The sequence below is a fragment of the Saccharopolyspora sp. NPDC045941 genome (assembly GCF_056431445.1).
In genome coordinates, this window is sequence record NZ_JBWKKU010000054.1 from 23,812 (window position 1) to 43,123 (window position 19,312).

1 protein-coding gene (cut by a window edge) is annotated in these 19,312 nt (G+C 67.7%); it reads right to left on the bottom strand.

The annotated features are described in order from the left end of the window. Positions 1–19,312 carry the 3' end of a scabin-related ADP-ribosyltransferase gene (locus tag AC07FN_RS33495; RefSeq protein WP_478399218.1) on the bottom strand. The gene runs 24,014 nt beyond the window's last position, so 19,312 of the gene's 43,326 nt are visible here — the last part of the coding sequence; its start codon lies beyond the right edge, outside the window; it ends in the stop codon at positions 1–3.

A 19,312-nucleotide genomic window follows, 5' to 3' on the forward strand; every position in this document is an offset into this window, starting at 1 on the left:
CTAGGGGCGCCGGGGACGCTGTCGAGGGTCGAGCCAGGCAAATGCGCGCATGATCTCTTCGTAGCCGCCAAAGCCCCGGGTCAGTGCCGACCCACCCAGCTCACAGGCGACCAGGTCAACAATCACCTTTGCGTCGGGCAGGGGCCCGCTGGCCAGCAGTTCGGCGTGGGTCCACGTGAACGTCCGCAGCGGGACCTCGGACGTCACCGGCAGGTCCATACCGTCTAGCCGCTTGAACTCGTTCCATAGCTCGCTGTAGTAGACCGTGGCTGCCCGCTCTGCCTGTGCCTGCCCTGCCGCAGGGTCGACGCCGTAGCCGTGGATCGTTACCTCGGGCAGCGGCGCTCTGTTGCATAGCCGCCACGCCGTGGACCGCGCGACCCGGCGGGCGAGGCGGCGCAGGTCGGTGTCGTCGTTGCCGATCAACCACGCTCCGGGGATCTGGTCGGTCGCGAGGTCGCTCAGCGGAATATCCTCGGACTGGACCACACCCGGGGGGAGCACCTCACGGAAGTTACCGTTGTACACCAACCTGACACCGTTGAGTTGCCCCACGGCCACTGTGCCGTTCGCTGCGATCACTCTCGGTAGTTGCAGCCCGCGGTCCCAGCCCGCCAGCATCCGGGACACCGAGCTGATCCCGTCCTCCTTGGATACGGCGTCCGCGCTGCAGCTGATCAGGATCAGCTCCTCCACCTGGGCCGGCGCCGCGAGCCGGAACAACTGGCTGGCAGTGATCGCGTTTGCGCTCGGGGCCCCCGACAGCACTACGGTGTCTCCAAGGTGGTGGGGGCGGTTGGTGGTCATCTGGAACTTAAACCCGCTGTTCACGTCACCGTGCATTCCGACAAGCAACGCGCGGAGGGGGTCCGCCCGGCCGGGAGTGAGGTACGGGACGGAGCGGTATATCACGGTCGGGTCAGTCGGCTGACCCTCGATCAGGTCGGTCAGGACGCTGAAGTGGATCCGGTTGTTCAGCCACCGGGACCTGTCGGCGATCCAAGGTGCCTGCGCGCGGTCGAAGAGGTTGGACGGGAAGAACCGGCCTCGCACGCCCAGTCTGGCGCTCGCCAGCTCGTAACTCGCCAAGTGCTCGGGACCGGGCGTGATCGGGTCGATCCGCTCGAAGCCCGCCGCGGCCACTGAGAGGATGCCGTCCGGCTTGAAGGTCGTCCTGCCCTTCGAGCCGTACCATGTTCGCGAGAACCCCGCGGAAAGGGCACCGGCGGCGATTTCCTTGAGCCCGACGACAGCACCGCCGATGGCCAGCACGAGGAACGACTTTCCCTTGACCATCACGTCACGGAGTTCGGGAAGGTCGCACAGATACCGGCCGAAATCGTACGGGCTCAAGTGATGCTTTGTATGGTCGGCCAGCTCTACGACGTAGCCCGCGCCATCGTCGGGATCGAGCCGAGCGAAGATCATCCAAGGGCGGTCTTCCGGGCTCCACGGCACGTCCGCCCACGACCCGTCACCCGACAGGTAGCTGTGGAACGCAGGAATGGTTTCGCGCCCCCAGCGCCGCACCCGATTCAGCGTCGACGTGTCACCGGGGTAGCGCGGGAACAGTCCGAAAGTCTCGCGATTCTTGTCGTAGATCGCCTCCGTGCTAAGGTCCTCGGCCCGCGGGACCGACACGGTCGTCTCCTCGCCATTGGCGGCACGAAGACGCACGTCGTTGAAGAACTTCGCCTCGCGCAACGCACCCGCGAAGTCAAAACCCACGCCGCCGTAATTGACCCGCACCTCGGTCGCATCCGTGTCGAGCAGCACCCGCCACTTGTTGTCGAGCAACGCCCGGAAGAGGGGATGGCTCAGCACCAGCGCCCCCAACTCGGCACCCCCGAGATCGGCGTGCACACCGTTGGACAGCACGACCCTCGCGGCGCGCTCCCCACCGGTCAGCCGCACAACGAGCGTCTCCTCCGAAGTGGCGACGCTCTCGTCTGCGGGACGCCCCGGGTCGAAGGTGATGACTTCGCCGCGCGCGTCGTGTCGGACGTCCTTAAGCGTGAGCGCAGGGCCAGGAACGAACGGGCGATCGATCTCCCGGACGCCTAGATGGGGGTGACGGAGCGGGCCGACGAAGTGAAAGGACTTAAACGGCCCTCTCAACTCAAACAGCTCCTCCAGGAAAGCCATGCTGGCCTGGTCGTCACCCGGCTGCCCGTAGGCCATCTCGCTGTGCAGGGCCACCGTCGGCCGCAGCTCCCCCGCCATCAGGTGTTCGAATAACCCAGAAGCGGCGACGCCCTCCGCCATCTGCCAGGGCGTGAGCAGTGCGAAGCGGCCGTCCAGCAGCGGCACGCGGAACAGGTTCCCGTACAGCGGTAGCACGATGTGCACGACTCTCGTGTCATCGGCCCAAGGCGCGGGAGTTTCGACGACCTTGACCGTGCCGTCACCCATCTTGGTGCTCCGCGCGTGCACCCGTTCGGAGTGGTCGCTGTACGAGCTGAAGACATCAGCCCTCTTCACGGCATCGGACGGGCTGTGTGCCACGGTCAGCACGTTCTGGTTGCCGTACACGTTAGCGGGCAGCAACCAGTTGATGGCGTCCGCGGTCGCCTGATGTGCGGGCGCCTGCACCGGAGCGGGCCAGACTGCCCGGTCCGTCTGGCCTACTTGACCGTGCATGACTGTCGATGGGAGGTAGTACAGCTCCGGCAGAGCCGGCTGCTCGGCGACCTCGTCCGCCTCATGATCCTCGTGGTCGACCGGACTGGCGGCTTGGGCCCGCCCCAGCGCCTCGCCGACCTCGGTCGCCCCGGTGCGAAACGGTGCCGCTCCCGGCCGCAGCTCGATCCACTCGGAATCCGACTCGATGCGGCCGTTGTCGGTGATCCGCACCTGTCCCCCGGTCGCCAGCACCGGGCTGTCGACCGCCTCGAGCACCAGCTTCACGAATGTGGCCGGTGCGTCCGTCCCCTGCTGACCTGCCTCGCCGTGCCGAGCCTCGGCGCTCTCCTCGTCCCTCACCTCGACGACTGCGTTGAGGTCGAGTCCGCGAGTGCCTTCAGAAACCGCGAGCACTAGATACGTGTCCCCGGCGGGTTCCGCGAGGTCGCGGCTCGCGTTCACCATGACGCCGCGCTCGTCCAACATCGTCGCGAACGCGGTGAACGCGACAGCTTCTCCGTACCACATCTCGACTGTATCCACACCGGCGGTCAGCGTGGCGGCGACGACTTCCACGCCGTCGTACCGGGGCATTCTCCCGACCGTCGCGATCGCGTCGGGCACACCCTCTCCGAGCGTCGGGTAATACCAGTTTCGCCCACCGGGGCCGCTGAGCATCTGTGTGCGCAGGTGCATATCGTTTCGCTGCGGCGACCACCAGCCGGTCCAGGCGAAGAGCCGGACGGCCTGCTCATGCGCGGCCGGACTGAGGGGCAGTAGTTCAAGGAAGTCCAGCAACTCATTCAGCGCGCCGTCCCGATCGGCGGGCGACGGCACCGGCCCCAGCAGCCTGGGTTCAGCCATGAGCGCGTCCAGCCGTCGATGGATCGACGGATCTTTGGCTGCGAGCGCCATTGCGGCCGACAGCTCGGCATGCACCTGCCACACCGCCGGATCCAAGCTGCCCGCCCAGAACCGGAACTCCACCCTGTCATCGGCCTCGCCCTCGACGTGCAGGAAGTTGATGGCTTCGTTCCTGCTTTCGTTCAACTCGCGCACGTCGTCGACCGAGTCGATCTCGGCTGGGTGGAGCGGCAACGGGTTTGGGCCGACCGCCCACAGGTTTCGGTGCGGCGCGCCCGCGCCGTAGTGGTTGCCCAGCCGGTAGAGCACCGTCTCGAATGCCTTGTTCAACCGCGCCAGCCAGCCGTAGTGGGAGAACTCGAGCTGGTCCGTGAAACTGAAATTCACGTGCCCACCAGTGGTGGACGCGTCGGGCCGCTCGCCGTTGGCGGCGCGGTGCGCCCGGATCGCCTTGAGCACCCTCTTCAGTTCCGCCCACGTCGCGGGGTCGCCGGGCATGACCGGTGAAACCACCTCGACGCCCCACTTGTGCGCCTTTTCCACGACCATCAGCCACTTGTCCGACGATGACCGCTCGTTCGGACCCGCGAACGCCTCGGCACGAGCGCGGCGCAACGCTTCCTCGACCTCGGTAGCCCCCGTCCGGAACGGTAGCGCCCCAGGACGCAGCTCGATCCATTCGGAGTCCGACTCGATGCGGTTGTCATCGGTGAGCCACACCTGTCCCCCGGTCACCAGCACTGGGCTATCGAGGTAGGTGAGCACCGACTTACCGAAGGGCAGCTGGAGGTCTTCCTCGCTGAGCTCGCCGTCCGCGTCGTCCTCGTCGTCGTGCTCGCTGTCCTCGTCGACCTCGTCGTCGTGCTCGCTGTCCTCGTCGACCTCGTCGAGGTCGAGTCCGCGCGTGCCACCGGACACCGCGAGCACCAGTCGGGGAGTCTCGTCCAGCTCGACGGTTTCCTCCGCGTCCGCCGTCACCTGGCGCTTCCTCAACGCCTTCGCGAAATGGGCGAACGGAACGGGGTCGCCGAGCCACACCTCGACGGTGTCCGCGTTGGGCGTCAGCGTGGCGGCGACGATCTCCGCGCCGTCGTAGCGCGGCATCCTCCCCGCCACTGCGACCGCGTCGCGCATGCTCTCTCCGCGCGTCGGGTAGTACCAGCTCCGCCCGTCCATGCCGCTGACCGCCGGAACGTCCTGGCCTTCCTCGCCCTCACTGCGATTGAGTTCGGTGAGGAGAAAATCGAAGTCGACGTAGCCCTTGGCCCCAAGCCGTCGACCCAGTGTCTTGACCACCTCGGGATACTCCTGGCCGAACATCTGGAACTCGATCTCGAAGCCGAACCAAGCATCCGGTTTGCTCGTGACGCCGCCGGGCACACCGTCCTCGAAGAAGGTCAGCGGATTGCCACCGCCGGTGGACTCACTCAGCGCGATGTCGTGGATCTGCGTCATCTGCTCAAGCCGGGCCTCCCGCAGTTGAGCGACCAGCTCGCGAACGGCCGCCAGCCGGCCGGGGGTCTCGGTCAGGTTCGCTCGCGCCTGGTCGTCGAACAGCGCCGCCTGAGTCCGCAGGTCGGGGCGGAACCCGTCCGGCAACGCTGCGAGGTGCCGGTGGATAAGCGCAAGCTCGTCAGCGAGCTGCCTCAGCGGATCACCGTCCACACCCGACGTCCGAGGTCGCTTCGCCACCGGCTCCCCGACGTCCGGCTCGTCCGCGTCGGCGCGTGCGCGCCTGCGATCGGGCGCAGGTTGGTCGGTCGGCGCCCCCAGAACCGACACGGTGACGGGCTCCGCCAGCATCGGCAGCACCTCCCCCTGCGGGCTGTCGCCGTCGAGGTGCTGGAACCCCGTCACGTACTCCGCGCGCACCCCGCCGGGGAACGTGATCTCCAGCTGGTCCGGGAAAGGCGAGGCGATGTCGAGCGTGGCGTTGACGTCGATCTCTCCGAACTCCGTGCGCAAGGTCGCGAACTCGGTGTCCGCGCGGACCCAGTACTTCCCGTCCTCGGTCCGCACCCCGGAGGGGCCGTTCGCGAACACGAGCATGCGCGCGTGTCCCGCCTGCTGAAGCAGCTCGGCGACCTGCGCCGCGATGTTGTCGGACGCTGCCAACCCGACTAGCACAACCGGTGCCTGCTGGTCACGCGCCGCGAGTCCGCGCATCAACTCGGAGCCGATCACGTCGCGCAGGGTGCCGGGGTTCGCATCGTCGATGACAAGGACGACCGAGTCCGGCGAGTAGTGCGGCACGGGCAGCTGCGATGAGGTGACCTGGCCTTGGTCGTCGACCCGCACGTAGGCGTTGAGCGCGTCGTCGACATCGCCGAGACCCTCGGCTATGGGCGAGGCGGTGCCCGCCGGAAAGTGCAGCAGCCCGTACCGCTGCACCACCTGGACAGCTGCGGGAACAGCGGGTGCGGGCCGGTCGCGGCCTCTTAGCTCCACCGCGGCATCGACAGCGGCAGCCTTCGTGATCTCACCTTGCCGACGGGCGATCCCATTTCCAGTGTTGTCATCCGGCACCGACATCTCATCGGGCTTCGCCAGCAGCTCCTTGCTGGATGTGTACGGCACACCTGCGGCCACCGCACGGGAGGTGGCACCGCCCATCCGCAACGACGGGTCGCCCGAGGACAGGGCCTCGCGCCTGCCCACGGGCGACGTCGCCGACTCCTCTTGCACCGACGCACCGGGGAGGCCGACCTCCAAGTAGTAGCCACCGTTCAACACGGTCCGCGTTCCCGCAGCGCTGAGCTGGGTCTCCTCGGTAGCACCGAACATGGTGACCGCGCCAAAGTCCTGTTCCCACGCCTGCTTGACCAATTGGGCCTGCGTGACGCCGCCGGGCAGGACGACGCTGACCTTGTTGGTCTCGCAGTGCCCCAACAGGACCCGGTCGCTGCCGCCTGCCTGCCGGAAGATCTCGCTGCCATAGATCGCCCGCGCCGCGTCCGGCCCGATGAGCTCCAGGACGTCACCGCGAACGTGTGGCCGTCCGGTGGCCATTGCGAAGGACAATCCGTCGTCCGCAGTACCGTGTCCGTCGACGATCCACGGGTCCTTTCCTGCCCACGGCGATCTCCGGCGAGAGAAACCCGTTCCCACGAGACTCTCCGATGCGGGTACCTGCCTGATGTAGGTCCGCTGGGCGTCACCGACGTAACGCAGGCCGTTGAGCTCGTCCATCGGCGCGTCGAGATCGCCGGTCGGAAAGTACTGGCCGTGCACGATGCCGTCCAGCCGCATGTGCGGGTAGCTGACGAGGTCGCCGGGGTCGGGTGTTATCGCTGAGACGGTCTGGAAACCGTCATCGACACGCAGCGTGCCGGGCAAGTCGAACGAGATCTCGATCGGTTCGAACATCTCGCGCGAGAAACCACCGGGAACCATGCCCACCGCGAAGGCGTCGAGATCGACCGGTGGGCCGACGACGGCCAGCACCAGCGGGACCTCGCCCGTCTCGCCCAGCACCCACCGAAGCTTATCGTCGTCGCGCAGGGCCTGGGCCCCCTCGGTGACGGACAGTGTGACGGCCTTACCGTCTCGTCGAAGCGCGCGGAAGCCGTTCCCCGAGGACTGCGCCACGACGAAACCCGGTGGTACTTCCGGATCCCACGGCGTGTCGTGGCGCTCCCCCAACGAGTCGACGTAGGAGCTGACGGTGGCGTCACCGGCGCTGTCGAGCCAGTTCTGAAGCCGGGGGACGAAGCCGTCGTCGTCGGGCGAGTGCAAGACGTAGAACTTGATCTCGGACTTGGCGTCGGACATCGTGGTGATCTTCAGATCGCCTGCGCGCCAATTCGAGACCTCCGTGAACGCGGAGCCGTCGGCGAGCGCGATGCCACCTGGTTCGATCACGCCGCCACCGGTGAGGGCGTAGACCGTCGGGAAGAAACCCGCTTCGCGCCACGTGCCCGCGATGTCGAAGCCGAGCCCGCCGAAATTCCTGCGCGCCCCGCCATGAGCGGACACGAGCACAACCGGCCGGTCCCGCTCATTCTCCAGCAGGGCGCGGAAACCGGGGTGCTCCAGCAACAGTCGACCGACCTGTGTGCCCTCGGCTTCGGCGATCTGTCCGTTGGTCAGCCGCACGTCGGCATGACGCTCGGCGCCGTCGAGCGAGACGAAAATCGGTCTTTGCTCGCCCCACGGACCGTCGACGGACGCAGTTCCTTGGTCGAACGCTGCCGCGAACCGCTCGAGCCGGCCGGCGTGGTCGGCGTCCGAGGGGAAGCCGAAGACCGAGCCGGTGGCAACGTGCGCGACGTCGGCGAGGGCCAACGGCGACTCGGTGAACCGCTCCCCCGGCGGCACCCGCAGGTGCCCCAGCCCGTCCATCGCCACCGAGCCGGCGTAGGAGAACCCGTGCCAGGGGCCGGCGAGGCGGTTCAGCGCCGCGATTGCCGTGTTCGAGTTCAGGCCGTCGCCCTTCGTAAGCTCCTCGGTCGCGATGACGACCGACGGCCGCACCCGGTTCTGGAGAGCTTGTCTGAACACGTCCGTCGCGAGGGCCAGCGCGATGACTTCCACGCCGTCGACCCTGACCTGCCGCTCGCCCTGCGTGAGCATGACGACGTACCTACCCGCCTTGGCCTCGAGCATCAACCGCAGCGGTTCAACCCGACCCTGCTCGAGTGACCCCGACCAAGGCGCGATGACCTCGTGTCCATAGCCCTCGTTATCACTGTCTCCGGTATCGGTGGTGCCAAGGCTGCCGACACTGTGCAAGGATGCGGCCGCGTCTTCGTCGACGACCTCCTTCTCTGCCAGGAGCCTCCTGGCCGCGGCGGTGGAGTACTGCTCGAAGTATTCGAGGGCCTGCCTGGAACCTACGGTTGCGGGGAACCCGACGCCGTAGGTCTTGTTCCGCGCATCGACCAGTGGTAGCCAGTCGACGTCGTCCGGGCGGAGGCGAGAAACGCGGTGGAACCCGCCCTCGTGCGGCAGGTCGGCCACGAGTCGATCCGCGACGGTCACCTCGCGGTAGGAACCGTTGCCGCGCAACGTGTCCGCGAACTCTCTCAGCGCCGAGGATGAGTCGATGGAGCGGGTCGGATCGTCGATGACCACCGTCACCGGTACGTGCGGCTCCGCGGCCAGCGCGGCCCGGTAGTGGTCGTGGAGGGCGAGCGACCGGGCGAGCGCCGCGCCGGTGAGCAGATCGCCGTCGTTGTCGAAGCCGCCATCTCGGGCTGTGACGAACACGTAGAACGGCTCGGGTTCGCCCTCGGTGGCCCGCGACGGCATGGCGTCGTGCACTGTGTTCCATCGGCTCAGCTGTGCGTCGTCGGAGGAGACGAGGACGCCTCCGGACGAGTGCGAGGAGGACTCGGCCGACTCTCCGTACGGCGCGAGACGCCGCCTCCGCGCCGGGCGCTCTGGTCCCGGGCTGTCGTCGTCACGGCGAGGGCGCCGCTGCGCCGGGCGACCACCATCACGCGCGGTGGAGATGGCCCGCGCGGGCGCCGACTTGGTCCTCACCGGTGCCCACTCTGGGTTCGATCCCGCCTCGACGTCGGTTTCAGGCCGGAAAGCGGGGTTGGGGTAGTAGGCGCCGAGGCTGCCGTCGGCGTTGACCGCGTGCGCTCCCTTGATGAACCGGGGCTTGATGCCGCCCGCGAACGCGACCTCTTTCTCGTGCTCGCAGAGCTCCGAGTACGCGAGCATGGTGTCGTTGACGACGATGCCGCCAGGTGCGTCGATCACGTAGCGGAACCGGCCTGCGTACGATCCGCCGCTCAACGGATTGACGTGCAGCTTCGGATCGCTAGTCGAGGACACGTACATGCTGGGCGCGTCTGCGACGATCCTGCTCATCAGGTCGTAGTTGCGCAGGTCGAGCGGCCGGAAACCCTCGGCGAACAACTGTTTCGGGTGGCGATCGTCGTACCGGTACAGCGGCTCGCGCGACGTCCGCCAAGCCGGGCCGAAGATGTCGACCTTATCCACGTCGACCTCGACGAGTGCCACGGCGTCCAGTTCACCCGGATCGACACCGAACCTGTTAAGGCTGCTGGTGGTCCGGCCCGCAATGTCCGCAGCAGGGTCGGGATCGGTCCCGACCGTCGTGTCCGACTCACGCGGCCCTCCGCCCAGCACCGAATCGAACACCGACGACACACCGTCTGAAGACATGCCGCTCGGACGCCGCTCCTGCCGACTCGCCTCCGTCGGGAAGGACGTCCCGGCGTACTGACCGGACCCGTACTGGAGGGGCATCCGCACGAGCCGGTCTTGCGCGTTGAGTCGCGGCTGCCCGGCATTGGCATGCTTGTCGTCAGCGAGCACGGGCAAGGATGCCGAGCTCAGGTTGGCGCCCATCTTCGTCGCCCAGGCGGCGAACTGTTCGGGCGTCAGCATCGTCGGGTACGACTTCATCGCATCGTTCATCACGAACACAGGACGCTCGTCCACAGTGGCCGCGTTTAGGTAGACCATGTGACCCGGGGTGGCGACCGCGACTCCGCCGCGATGTGCGAGCCGTTGCCAGAAGTTCGCGCGCTGCACAGATGACGCCAGTCTCGGTGCCAGCGCGACACCGAAGCGGCCCCATTCAGCGAAAATGCCGTTGCCTCCGAACGGGTTCCCGTCTGGATCGGGTGCCAGCCTCTCTTGGAACTTGGCGACATAGGCCGGCCCGTCGACGCCGAGGAGCCTGCGGCTGCCGCGGTCCAGGGCGAGTGGCGACATCAGCACCGCACTCGCGCGCCAGTGGTCTTTGAGCACCTTGCGGGTGAGTACCGGCACCGTATCGCTCTCGCGGCTGGCACCCGCGAGCTTCTGCATAGACCGGCCCCAGCGCTCGCTGAGGTCACGCCATTCCGTGCGCACCGACGGCGCGGTCTGGTCCGAGCCGACTAGTTCCATGGCGCGTCGTTCGATGGCGGCGAACTCGCTTCTCGCGTTCGCAACCCGCGTGCGGACCATGTCGTCTAGCGATCGACCGAAGAGCCGGTCAGCCTGGGCCCGGACGTCCGGCGGCGTACTGAGCAACTCGTCGTTGGTCATGTCCGCCACCGAACGGCCGAGGTCAAGCAACGCCGCGATGGTCGGCACTCGGTTGCGAACACTCACATCGACGGCCGCGGCCACGCAGGTGTTCAGGAAGTACTGCTCCTCATGGCCGGTGGCCGCGAAGAGTGACTCGGTGAGCACCGCCGGGTTCGCCAGCAGCGCGGTGAACAGCGGCCCGGCGAGCACAGCCGCTCTGCTCTCGGTGCCGAGATTCACGAGTCCGAGCATGGCCAAGCGCACCGGCAACGCCGCGCCCGCCGGGATCGCCAGACCGTGCAACGGCGAAGAGGACAGCGTAAATGGATCACCGCCAACAGCGACGATGCTGCGTATCTCGTCGAGCAATTGGGTGAGCCGGGCCGGCGAGATCGGCTGGATCGCCCGGCGATCCACCTCGACGCCATGGCCGGAACGCTTCGAGCGCCTGGACTCCTCTCGCGTCGGCACCAGGCTCGCGGCCAGCAACGCCTCGTTGGCGAACGCGCGCACTCGCTGCTTGATGGCCTGGTCATAGCGCTCGGCAAGCACGTCGTTCAACGCCTCGAACTGCGTGCGCGTAGCCGCTGGGAGTGCCCGGTGTTCAAGCGTGCCACCAGAGGCCAGCGCGGCATACTGCGCCACCTTCGCCCGCACCGCCGCCTCAGACAGCTCCAGCTCGGGCAGCCCGTGCGCGACCTGGTCGTAGCTCGCAAACGACCGATCCGCCACAGACGGTTGCGGCGCCCCGAACACGCCAGCACCTGCCGGCTCGTTCCGATCGATATCCACTGTGGACGATTTGAGATCACGAGGGTCGACGCGCCCAGGCCAGGTACCGGACCTGTTCGCATCAGCGAGAGATGTGGGACTGTCCGGACCGGACACCGCGGAACCAGACCGCGAGCCGGGGTCGGCCGTCGTGATCGAACCATCATCCGGCAACCGGGCATTGTCATCCACCCGTGGCTCGGCCCGCTGAACCGAACCCCGCACACGGTCCCAGAAACCTCTGATTCGCATCAGTTCACCGGCACCGCCGAGCCGATTCATCAACACCGGATCCGTCGTCCTGGCCCTACCCCTGCCGGGAAAACCTGCACCCACCCGAACCGAACCGCGCACGAACGGAACATCCACATCAGACGGCGCTGCCGACGCGGCGTCGGCAGCATCCGCCAACGGACCAGGAACATCCGGCGCCTGCTCGACAGCGGTGGGCTCGGCCGACTGCTCGCCGGCGGCCAGCAGCCAGGCCGCACCGACCTGCTCGCCACGGTCGTTCGCCAACGACACCGCGGCGACCTCACGGGTGATCTGAGTCTCGGGCTCCCGCGGCCTGACTGAACTCTCCGGTTCTCCCGGGGTCGTCGGCAGCGTCTGCCGCGTTCCGTCGGTGCCCTGCGGCACAGTGGCGTGATCGAAGGGGGCGGCTTCGGACTTCGTGACGTCGAAGTCGACCTTCCCTCCGACCAGTGCTTCGTCGCCCTTCAGGTGGCCGCGTTCGGTCCAGTTCGATGCGAAGTGCCGCTTGGAACGGATGACGACGTCGTACATCGGAACCGCGTCGTAGCGGCGCCACGTGAGGTTCCTGGACCTGGCGATGTGTTCCAGCTGGGTGGCGTTGGACATGCCCTCGGAGCTGGAATGGCTGCGCCCGCTTCCGAGTTCGAGGCCTCCGTACGTGGCGGCGGTGCTGCCAAACACCGCAAAGCCCATCCCGGCGTTGCCGCTTCTGTCATGAGTGTCGGCGTTGCTTTCGGAATGGGCCTCGCCGTGCTTGGTCCTGTGCTCCGTCTCTACCCACTCGTACTTGAAGCCCGGGTCGATAAGCCGCGGACGCAACTGGATCTGCCAGGACTCCGCCACGGCCTTGTCCTGGATCCGGAACTCGGTGCTGTAGCCATCCTCGGCAAGGAACTGTTTCTCGTTGCCGAGGTTCGGGACCACCATCGACGGGGAGAACAGCGCGTCGAGCTTGGCCCGGTGTGGAGTGCCGGGGCCGAACCAGCGGCGGATGAGGTCAGGATGGCCCGAGGAATTGGCCATGCGCTCCACCACCTTCTCCGCGAGTTGGTCATCCTCGATCGCCTTGGCGAGCTGGAACGACGACGCGCGGCGCGCTTCTTCGGTGATGTCGCTCTGTACTCCGCCGGTCCCGGCGCCTTGGCGTTCGCGCAAGAGGAATTCCGGCGCGGCCAGGTCCACGGTGCCCCGCACCGTCTTCAGCTCGCGCGGCAAGGAGACTTCCCGCCGCTTCTCGTGCTTGTAGCTGGACGGGCCCGCCTTGCCCTCGGTGATGGTCGATAGCAGCAGCGGCGGTGCCTTGAACTTGTGGACTGTGAACTCCACCTCCACTGGCGCCCGCACTGCCGCCTGATCGCCGGTCCCCACGCGGTCCTGCCGGAAGCCGTCGACGCCGGTGGACTGGTCGCTGCCGCTCTCGGTGGACGTGCCCAGCGGCGCGCTGGGCAGCAGCGTGGTGGTGTCCGGCAGAGCCGTGAGCTCGCCCGGTATCTCCACGCTCAGACCGAAGCCCACTCCCCCGCTGGCACCACGGGAACTGTTCTCGCCGAGCCCCCGCGTGCCCTTGACCTCCGAGTAACCGGAAGTCTCCCCGTCGCCCTGGAAAACACGCTCGGCGCCGCCCCGCACCTGCTTGGCACGTGCGGTGAACGTGTAGTAGTTCGTGCCGAACCACTGGGAGCGGAACAGGGTCCGCTCCCACTTGCCGTTGAGCAGCTGGCGAACGCCCGCCTCCTCGTCGAGCTGTCGCAGCGCCTGCGTCGCATCGAACAGTGGTGCCGGCGCGCCCGAATCGGGATCCCACTTGGGGAACAACTCTGGGGCGGCGTGTGCGAACGCCCGGATCGCCCGCTCCGACAGCTTCTCCGGGCCCGGCGTCCGGTCCTGATCTACGGTGAATCTGGTGACCGTGACGCTCTTGTCGAGGCCCTTGCCCAGGTCGCGCAGCAACGGCAGGTCATCGGGCAACGGCACGCCCGCCGGCGTTTCCCCGGCCGGGCCGCCCTTCACGGATTCAGGCTTGACGTACAGCAGCCCGCCCGGGATGACCACATCCACGGTCTCGGTGCTCGCACCGGTGGGGAAAGGGCTGATTGGATCCCATTTCCGGTTGGGCTGGCCCGACAGCTCCTGCCAGGCATCCGCCTGGACCTTCAGCACCAGGTCCCCGGTGAACAGCTCCAACCGTGTCTTGCGGGCCGAACTCGTCTTCGCCGTGCCGGTCAGGGAGTCCTCGTGGCCCCCGGAGACGCGCATCCCGAAGCCGGCCGTCGCGTCACCGACACCCCAGATGAACTGCGCCGATGTCTCGGCGGCAACGCCCTTGCTGTGCTCTTGCGAGACCGACAGCTCGGACCTGGTGACGTTCTCCCACTGCGCGCCGCCCTCCACCGGCCCGAGCGAACGCTCGTTGTGCACCTGCAGCTCAACGCCACCGCGCTGCATCCGGTCGAACAACAGTCCCCGACGGCCACCCTCATCGCGCACCTGTGTGCCGTGGAACATTCCCGCCAGCCGGGTCTGCCACCAGTCCCGGTCGAGGTCCATCACGTACTGCGGGCCGTGGTCGCGCGTTTCCCGCTGCCGGGGCGATGCCGGCTCGTTCTCCCGGCCCGTGGCCTCCCGCCACTTCTCCTGGACCTTGTCACCGGCGCGGTCGTAGAAGTCGGCGACCACCGCGCCAGCCGTGTCCCACGATTCCGCCAGCCGCAACCGCGCCCGCTCGTACTTGCCGTCCTTCGCCGCCCGCGCCGCCGCGATCTGCACGTCCCGGAACGCCTGGTTGGCCCTGTTGTAGAGGTCGTCGACCAACACGACCGCCGCGTCGCGCATGTCAGCCCGGGTGGCTTCCGTGAGCTCACCCACCTGGTCTGCAGCGGTGCGGCTCCGGTCGGCGTCCAACAGGAACCGGGCGACCCGGTAGTCCACCTCCGCCGGAACCACGAAGTGCGTCTGTGCGCTGCCCTCCAGCGTGCTCCCCAGTCCCCGGGCCCGCTGCCGGGTTTCGTGGACACTCATGCGGAGGTCGACCGCGCGGGACACCCGGTCGGCCTTGCCGGTGTACTTCACCCGCAGTTCCGATTCGGCGCTGCTGCCGTGCCCGCCGCCGACTCCCCGGTCTCCCTTGCCCCCCGCGCCGATGACCCCGCCCAGGTAGGTGGAAGCACCGTAGCCGTCGGGCCGGGCCGTCGCGCGAGCCCAGAAGCTGACGGACGCGCCCCAGCCGAATGAGCCCTTCACCTTGGTCTGCCAGCCCGAGCCCCGCGAACGGGTCGCGCTGAAGTTCGCATCCTCTGCCAGTCCACGACGGCCGGTGACCTCGCCGAGATCGCCCGTGATGTAGAAGGTGAACTTCCGGTCGCCAGCGGTGACCTCGCTGCGGTGCGGGTGGGCGCCCTCACCGGTGATGCCGTCGAACTTGGCCAGCAGCTTGTGCGGGCCGAGCCCGCTCAGCTGCTTAGACACGCCCGCCCACTGCGCATCGCTCAGCTCGACCCCGTCAGCGGCCAAGCGTTGCTGTATGTGCTGCATGGCCTCCTCACGGAGCCGCCCGCCGTCGCGCAACGTGACCGGGTCCTTGAACATGCCGTCGCCGTCGAGAACAGCGCGGACCCGCTCACGCTCCACCAGGTCGGATAGGCCGGTGTCCCTCGACCCACCCGGAACCGGTCCCTCGGCGTGCGGGTTCAGCGCGTGGTTGAGCACATCCTCGAACTCGGCCACGTCGTCCGCGCGGACCCACACGTACACGGAACCGGGGCTGTCGTCGACCGTCGTCGGCGCAGGCGTGCCCTTTCCACCCGGGCGCGCCGTGAACTGCCCACCGAGGGACAGGTCGATGCGGTACCGCTGCATGCCGTCCCGCTCGATGGACTTGTCCTTGGACTTGCCGCCCGACCTACCCGTGTAGGACTCCTGGCGCGTGGACGACACCGACATCTGCGCCAGCGGTCCGATCCGCAACGGGCTCTTGTGCCCATCCACCTCGACCTTGCCCAGCTGCGGAAGAATACGCAGCCGCAGCCCGCCCTCGCCGGTGGAGCGCACGCTCTTGGCCAGCTGGCCGTCCTTCGTGCGCCGCCAGGTCTCGCCACTGCCGACGTCCTTGCGGATCCCGCCGATCCGCTCGAAGCCCACCAGCTTCGGCTCGATCTGCACGGTGACCTCGGGATGCTTCGACCAGTCCCGGGATGGCCGCGACAGCGCCTTCGGGTAGACCGTGCGGTGGGCGATGTCCACGCCATGCACCAGGCCCTCGGCGGTTTCCTCCACCAGCAGCGCGGAATCGAGGCTCGCGGAAACGTTGTTGTTCAGCGTGGCATCCCGGCGCACCCAGTCCGGCAGCCCGGCCATGACGTTGCGGTGCAGACCGCCGATGTTGGCATAGGTATCAATGTGCGCGATCAACTGCTGCACTTCCAACGGCATCGCGACCGCATTCCGCGGCGCGGCATTCGCCGCCGACTCCACCGCGTCCCGGGAGGAGAGCGAAACCAGGTCCAATGTGGCCGGTGAATTCTCCAGCATCGAGTCCGGGTACACCAGCCGAACCGTCGGGTCGAAGCGGTCGCCTCCCGGCGACTGTCCGTCGATCTCCCAGTGCAAGTTGAAGTTCACGTCGAAGATCCTGCGGAATGCCCCCAGCTTCGCCGTGCGCTCCCGCACCGTCCACTGCTTCCCCGACGTCGTGCGCGAGCGATCCCCACCCCAGCTGACAAACGGCAGGACCCGCAGGTTCACCGTCGTCGACACCGCATCGACCGCCGCGTCGAAGAACCCCACCACAGGTGTGGTCTTGAGCCGACGGGAAATCGTGCTGCTGGCACTCAGCTTCGGAGCCGTCTCCTGCTTGCTTCGCTGCACCGGCAGGGCCTGGAACGCCTCCGCGGTCAGGTTCACCGGCCGGATCACGTGCCGGTCCAGCCGCAGGAACACGGCCTTGGGTTCATCATCGATCGTGACCCGGAACGTCCTGCCACCGGAAAGCGTCTGCAGCAGGCCAGCCTCACCACGCAGGCTCGCATAGTCGGTCAGCTGCTGCCGCAGCTCGTCGCGCTGCCCATCGTTCAGCGGCATCTTGTCGACGATGTTGCTGATCAGGCTCTCGTCGACGCCGATGTCGGCGCCCGCCCACACACCTTCACTGGGCAACAACCGGGACGCCTGCGAGATCACCCCGCCCCGCAACAACTCCGATGGAAGCAGAACGCGGGGCGCCGTATCGGCTGCGGTCGAATCCTCGACGATTGCCGCTGGATCGCCTCGTCCGCGGGGGTGCTCCGGGTCCAGCGCCAGCTGGTCCCGCGGGTAGGCGGGCAGGTCGTCTCCGACCTGCCCGGCCGTGAGCTCGTCCTTACGTTCCGTTTTCCCCTTCTTCTCGTGCGCTGTCCATGCACTGATGAGCTCATCGAAGAACGCTGCACGTTGCGGTGCCCGTTCACGGAGTTTGGCATTGTCGAGGAAGTAGTACTTGGCAGTCTCGGCGAGGTCCTCGCTGGGGTTGGTCGCGCCGTAGCGGGTGATGGGCCACTCGCCGGCGAAGTTGGGGAAGTTGTCCGCCGTCCACGTACTGGTGGCTTCGTTGAAAGCAGGTAGTTCGTCCTTGAGTTCCTTGGCGATGCGTTTAGCCGCCTTGCCGGACAGTTCGCCTTCCCGCTTGACGAAGTGGTCGGGGTGTTGTTCGGCGAGATTGTCGATGGCGGCGGCGTGTTTTGGCGACCGTTGCGCGAAGGCGTCCTTGCTGAGCAGGTAGGACTTGATGGAGGACTCGAAGTCTTCCGTCGCGGTCTTGGCACCGGCGTTGGGCGGCTCAGCACCGTCGGCGAGCTTCGGCTTGCCGTCGGCATTCCAGGTGCCGAACTTCTCCGTGAACTCGGGCAGCGCGTACTTGAGGACGCCGTGGGCGATTTCGTGCACCACAAGGCCCTCAATCTCGCGCGAGCCACCGAAATCCTTGGCCAGCAATGCCGGGCCGTAGACAATGAGCGTCCGGTGAGAGGCGATGTACTCGCCGCCCATGGTGTAGTTGAACCTCTTGTTCTCCAGGCCGAACTTCACCGCGCCGATGCTCGTGACCTCCTGCGCCGCGTGGGCGCGGCTGGAGTTCACCCGGTTCTCCCCGAGGATTGGGCGATAGTGCTCCAGCGCGGATTCGATGCCCTGCAGCTCTTGGATGTTCCACGGGCGCTTCCCGACCTTGTCCAAAATCTTGGGGTCGACTCCTGGGTTGCTTCCGCGGATCGCGGTGACACCGAAGGCGGAGTCCAGGCCGATGCCGAAGTCGCTCTTGAGGTTGGCCTTGATTCGGGCGGCTTCCTGCCGGGTGGCCGCCGCCTCGTCCGCGTCGTCGGGAATCCGCAAATCCTTGTCGGGCAAGCCTACGTGAGTCGTCTTCGGCACCCGGTTCTGCCGATCTGTGGAGTCAAGACCCGATGTGGACGGCGCTGACGGAAGCAGAACGTGGTCGGACTTGCCCAAGTCCTCGGAAATCGTCACCGGGTTGCGCTGCACGTCGGCGGAGTTTGACTGCTCGGACTGTTCCCGCTCGCTGAGAACCTGGTCTTCGCGAGGTTGCTGGGCCCCGTCCCGGTGCGGGCCGGAGTCCGAAGCATCCGATGTGGACTGGTCGGTGCGGATCGGCTGGACCGTTTCGGCCGAGTCCGACCGCACGGTGCCCGCGTCGGCCGGTTCGCGGGGGGACAACCGGGTGGAATCCTGTTGGTCCCCATCGTCGTTACGGCGTTCGGACCGCGGTGTCCCACCAGTCTCGGTGTTCGTCGACTCCGCTTCGGAGTCCAAGCGCGGGGACCCGTCGGTGGTGTTGCGCAGCTGCCGGGCGGGGTCCTCGGATCCCGTCGAGTGTCTCGGCGCTTCCTGCCGTTCCCGACCGGCCACGCGGTCTCCGGTGCTGGAGCGCACCACCGGCTCGTTGTCCTCGCCGAGCCGACGGTCCTCGGGTGCCCGCCGCTGCGGCGGTGCTGCGTTGTCCGACCGGCCTCGGGAGTTCTGCGCTGTGTCGCCTTGGGTGGGCTCGGCGGGCTCGAGCCAGATCTCCACCTCAGTCGGGCCTTCGGAGCGAACGTAGTGCGGCGCGGGCGACCTCTCGGGGTCAAGGCCGAATGCGTCTCTGCGGAACCGCTGGTGGTCTGGCGTCGTCGACTGGAGAAGTCTGATCACAACATCGAGTTCGCGGGCCGTGGCAGCGAAATCGCTGCCCGCCCGACGGGAGTCAACGTCGCCGTGCACCCGGTACCGCACCTTTGGCGACTCACCGGCCTCGAGCGCCGCCAGCGTCTCCCGCACGAACGGGTACAGCTTGCTGCGCTCCGCCAACGGGAGCCGGTCGGCGTCGGTGGGGAACACCACCCGCGCGGCGGGCTCGGCGCCTGACAGGCCCGGGGCCTGCCGCGCGTGCGCGAGTTCCTGCTCGTAGACCCGCTTCGCCTGCCACCAGGCCGATGCCGCGGCGTGCTCGGCCTCGGTGGCGTTGCGGAAGGCGAATTCCTCCTCCATCCGCGAGCCACCCAGGTCGGCGGCGCGGTCACCCAGCCCGTGCGGGTCGGCGGCGCGGCGCCGGCCGCGGGCGGCCGACCACTCCGCATCCCGCTTGGCGAAGTCACGGGCCGCGTCGATCAGCGGCTCGGGCAACCGGTCGGACCGGTCCGAACGGCGGACCACGAACCCGTCTCCCGGCCTGAAGTCCACGTCCGTCACGACAGTGCGCTTCAGGCCGACTCGGGAGGTCGGCTCGATGACGAACCGGAACCCAGCGCCGTGCGACCACGTGCTGGTGACGCCGTCCGTGTTG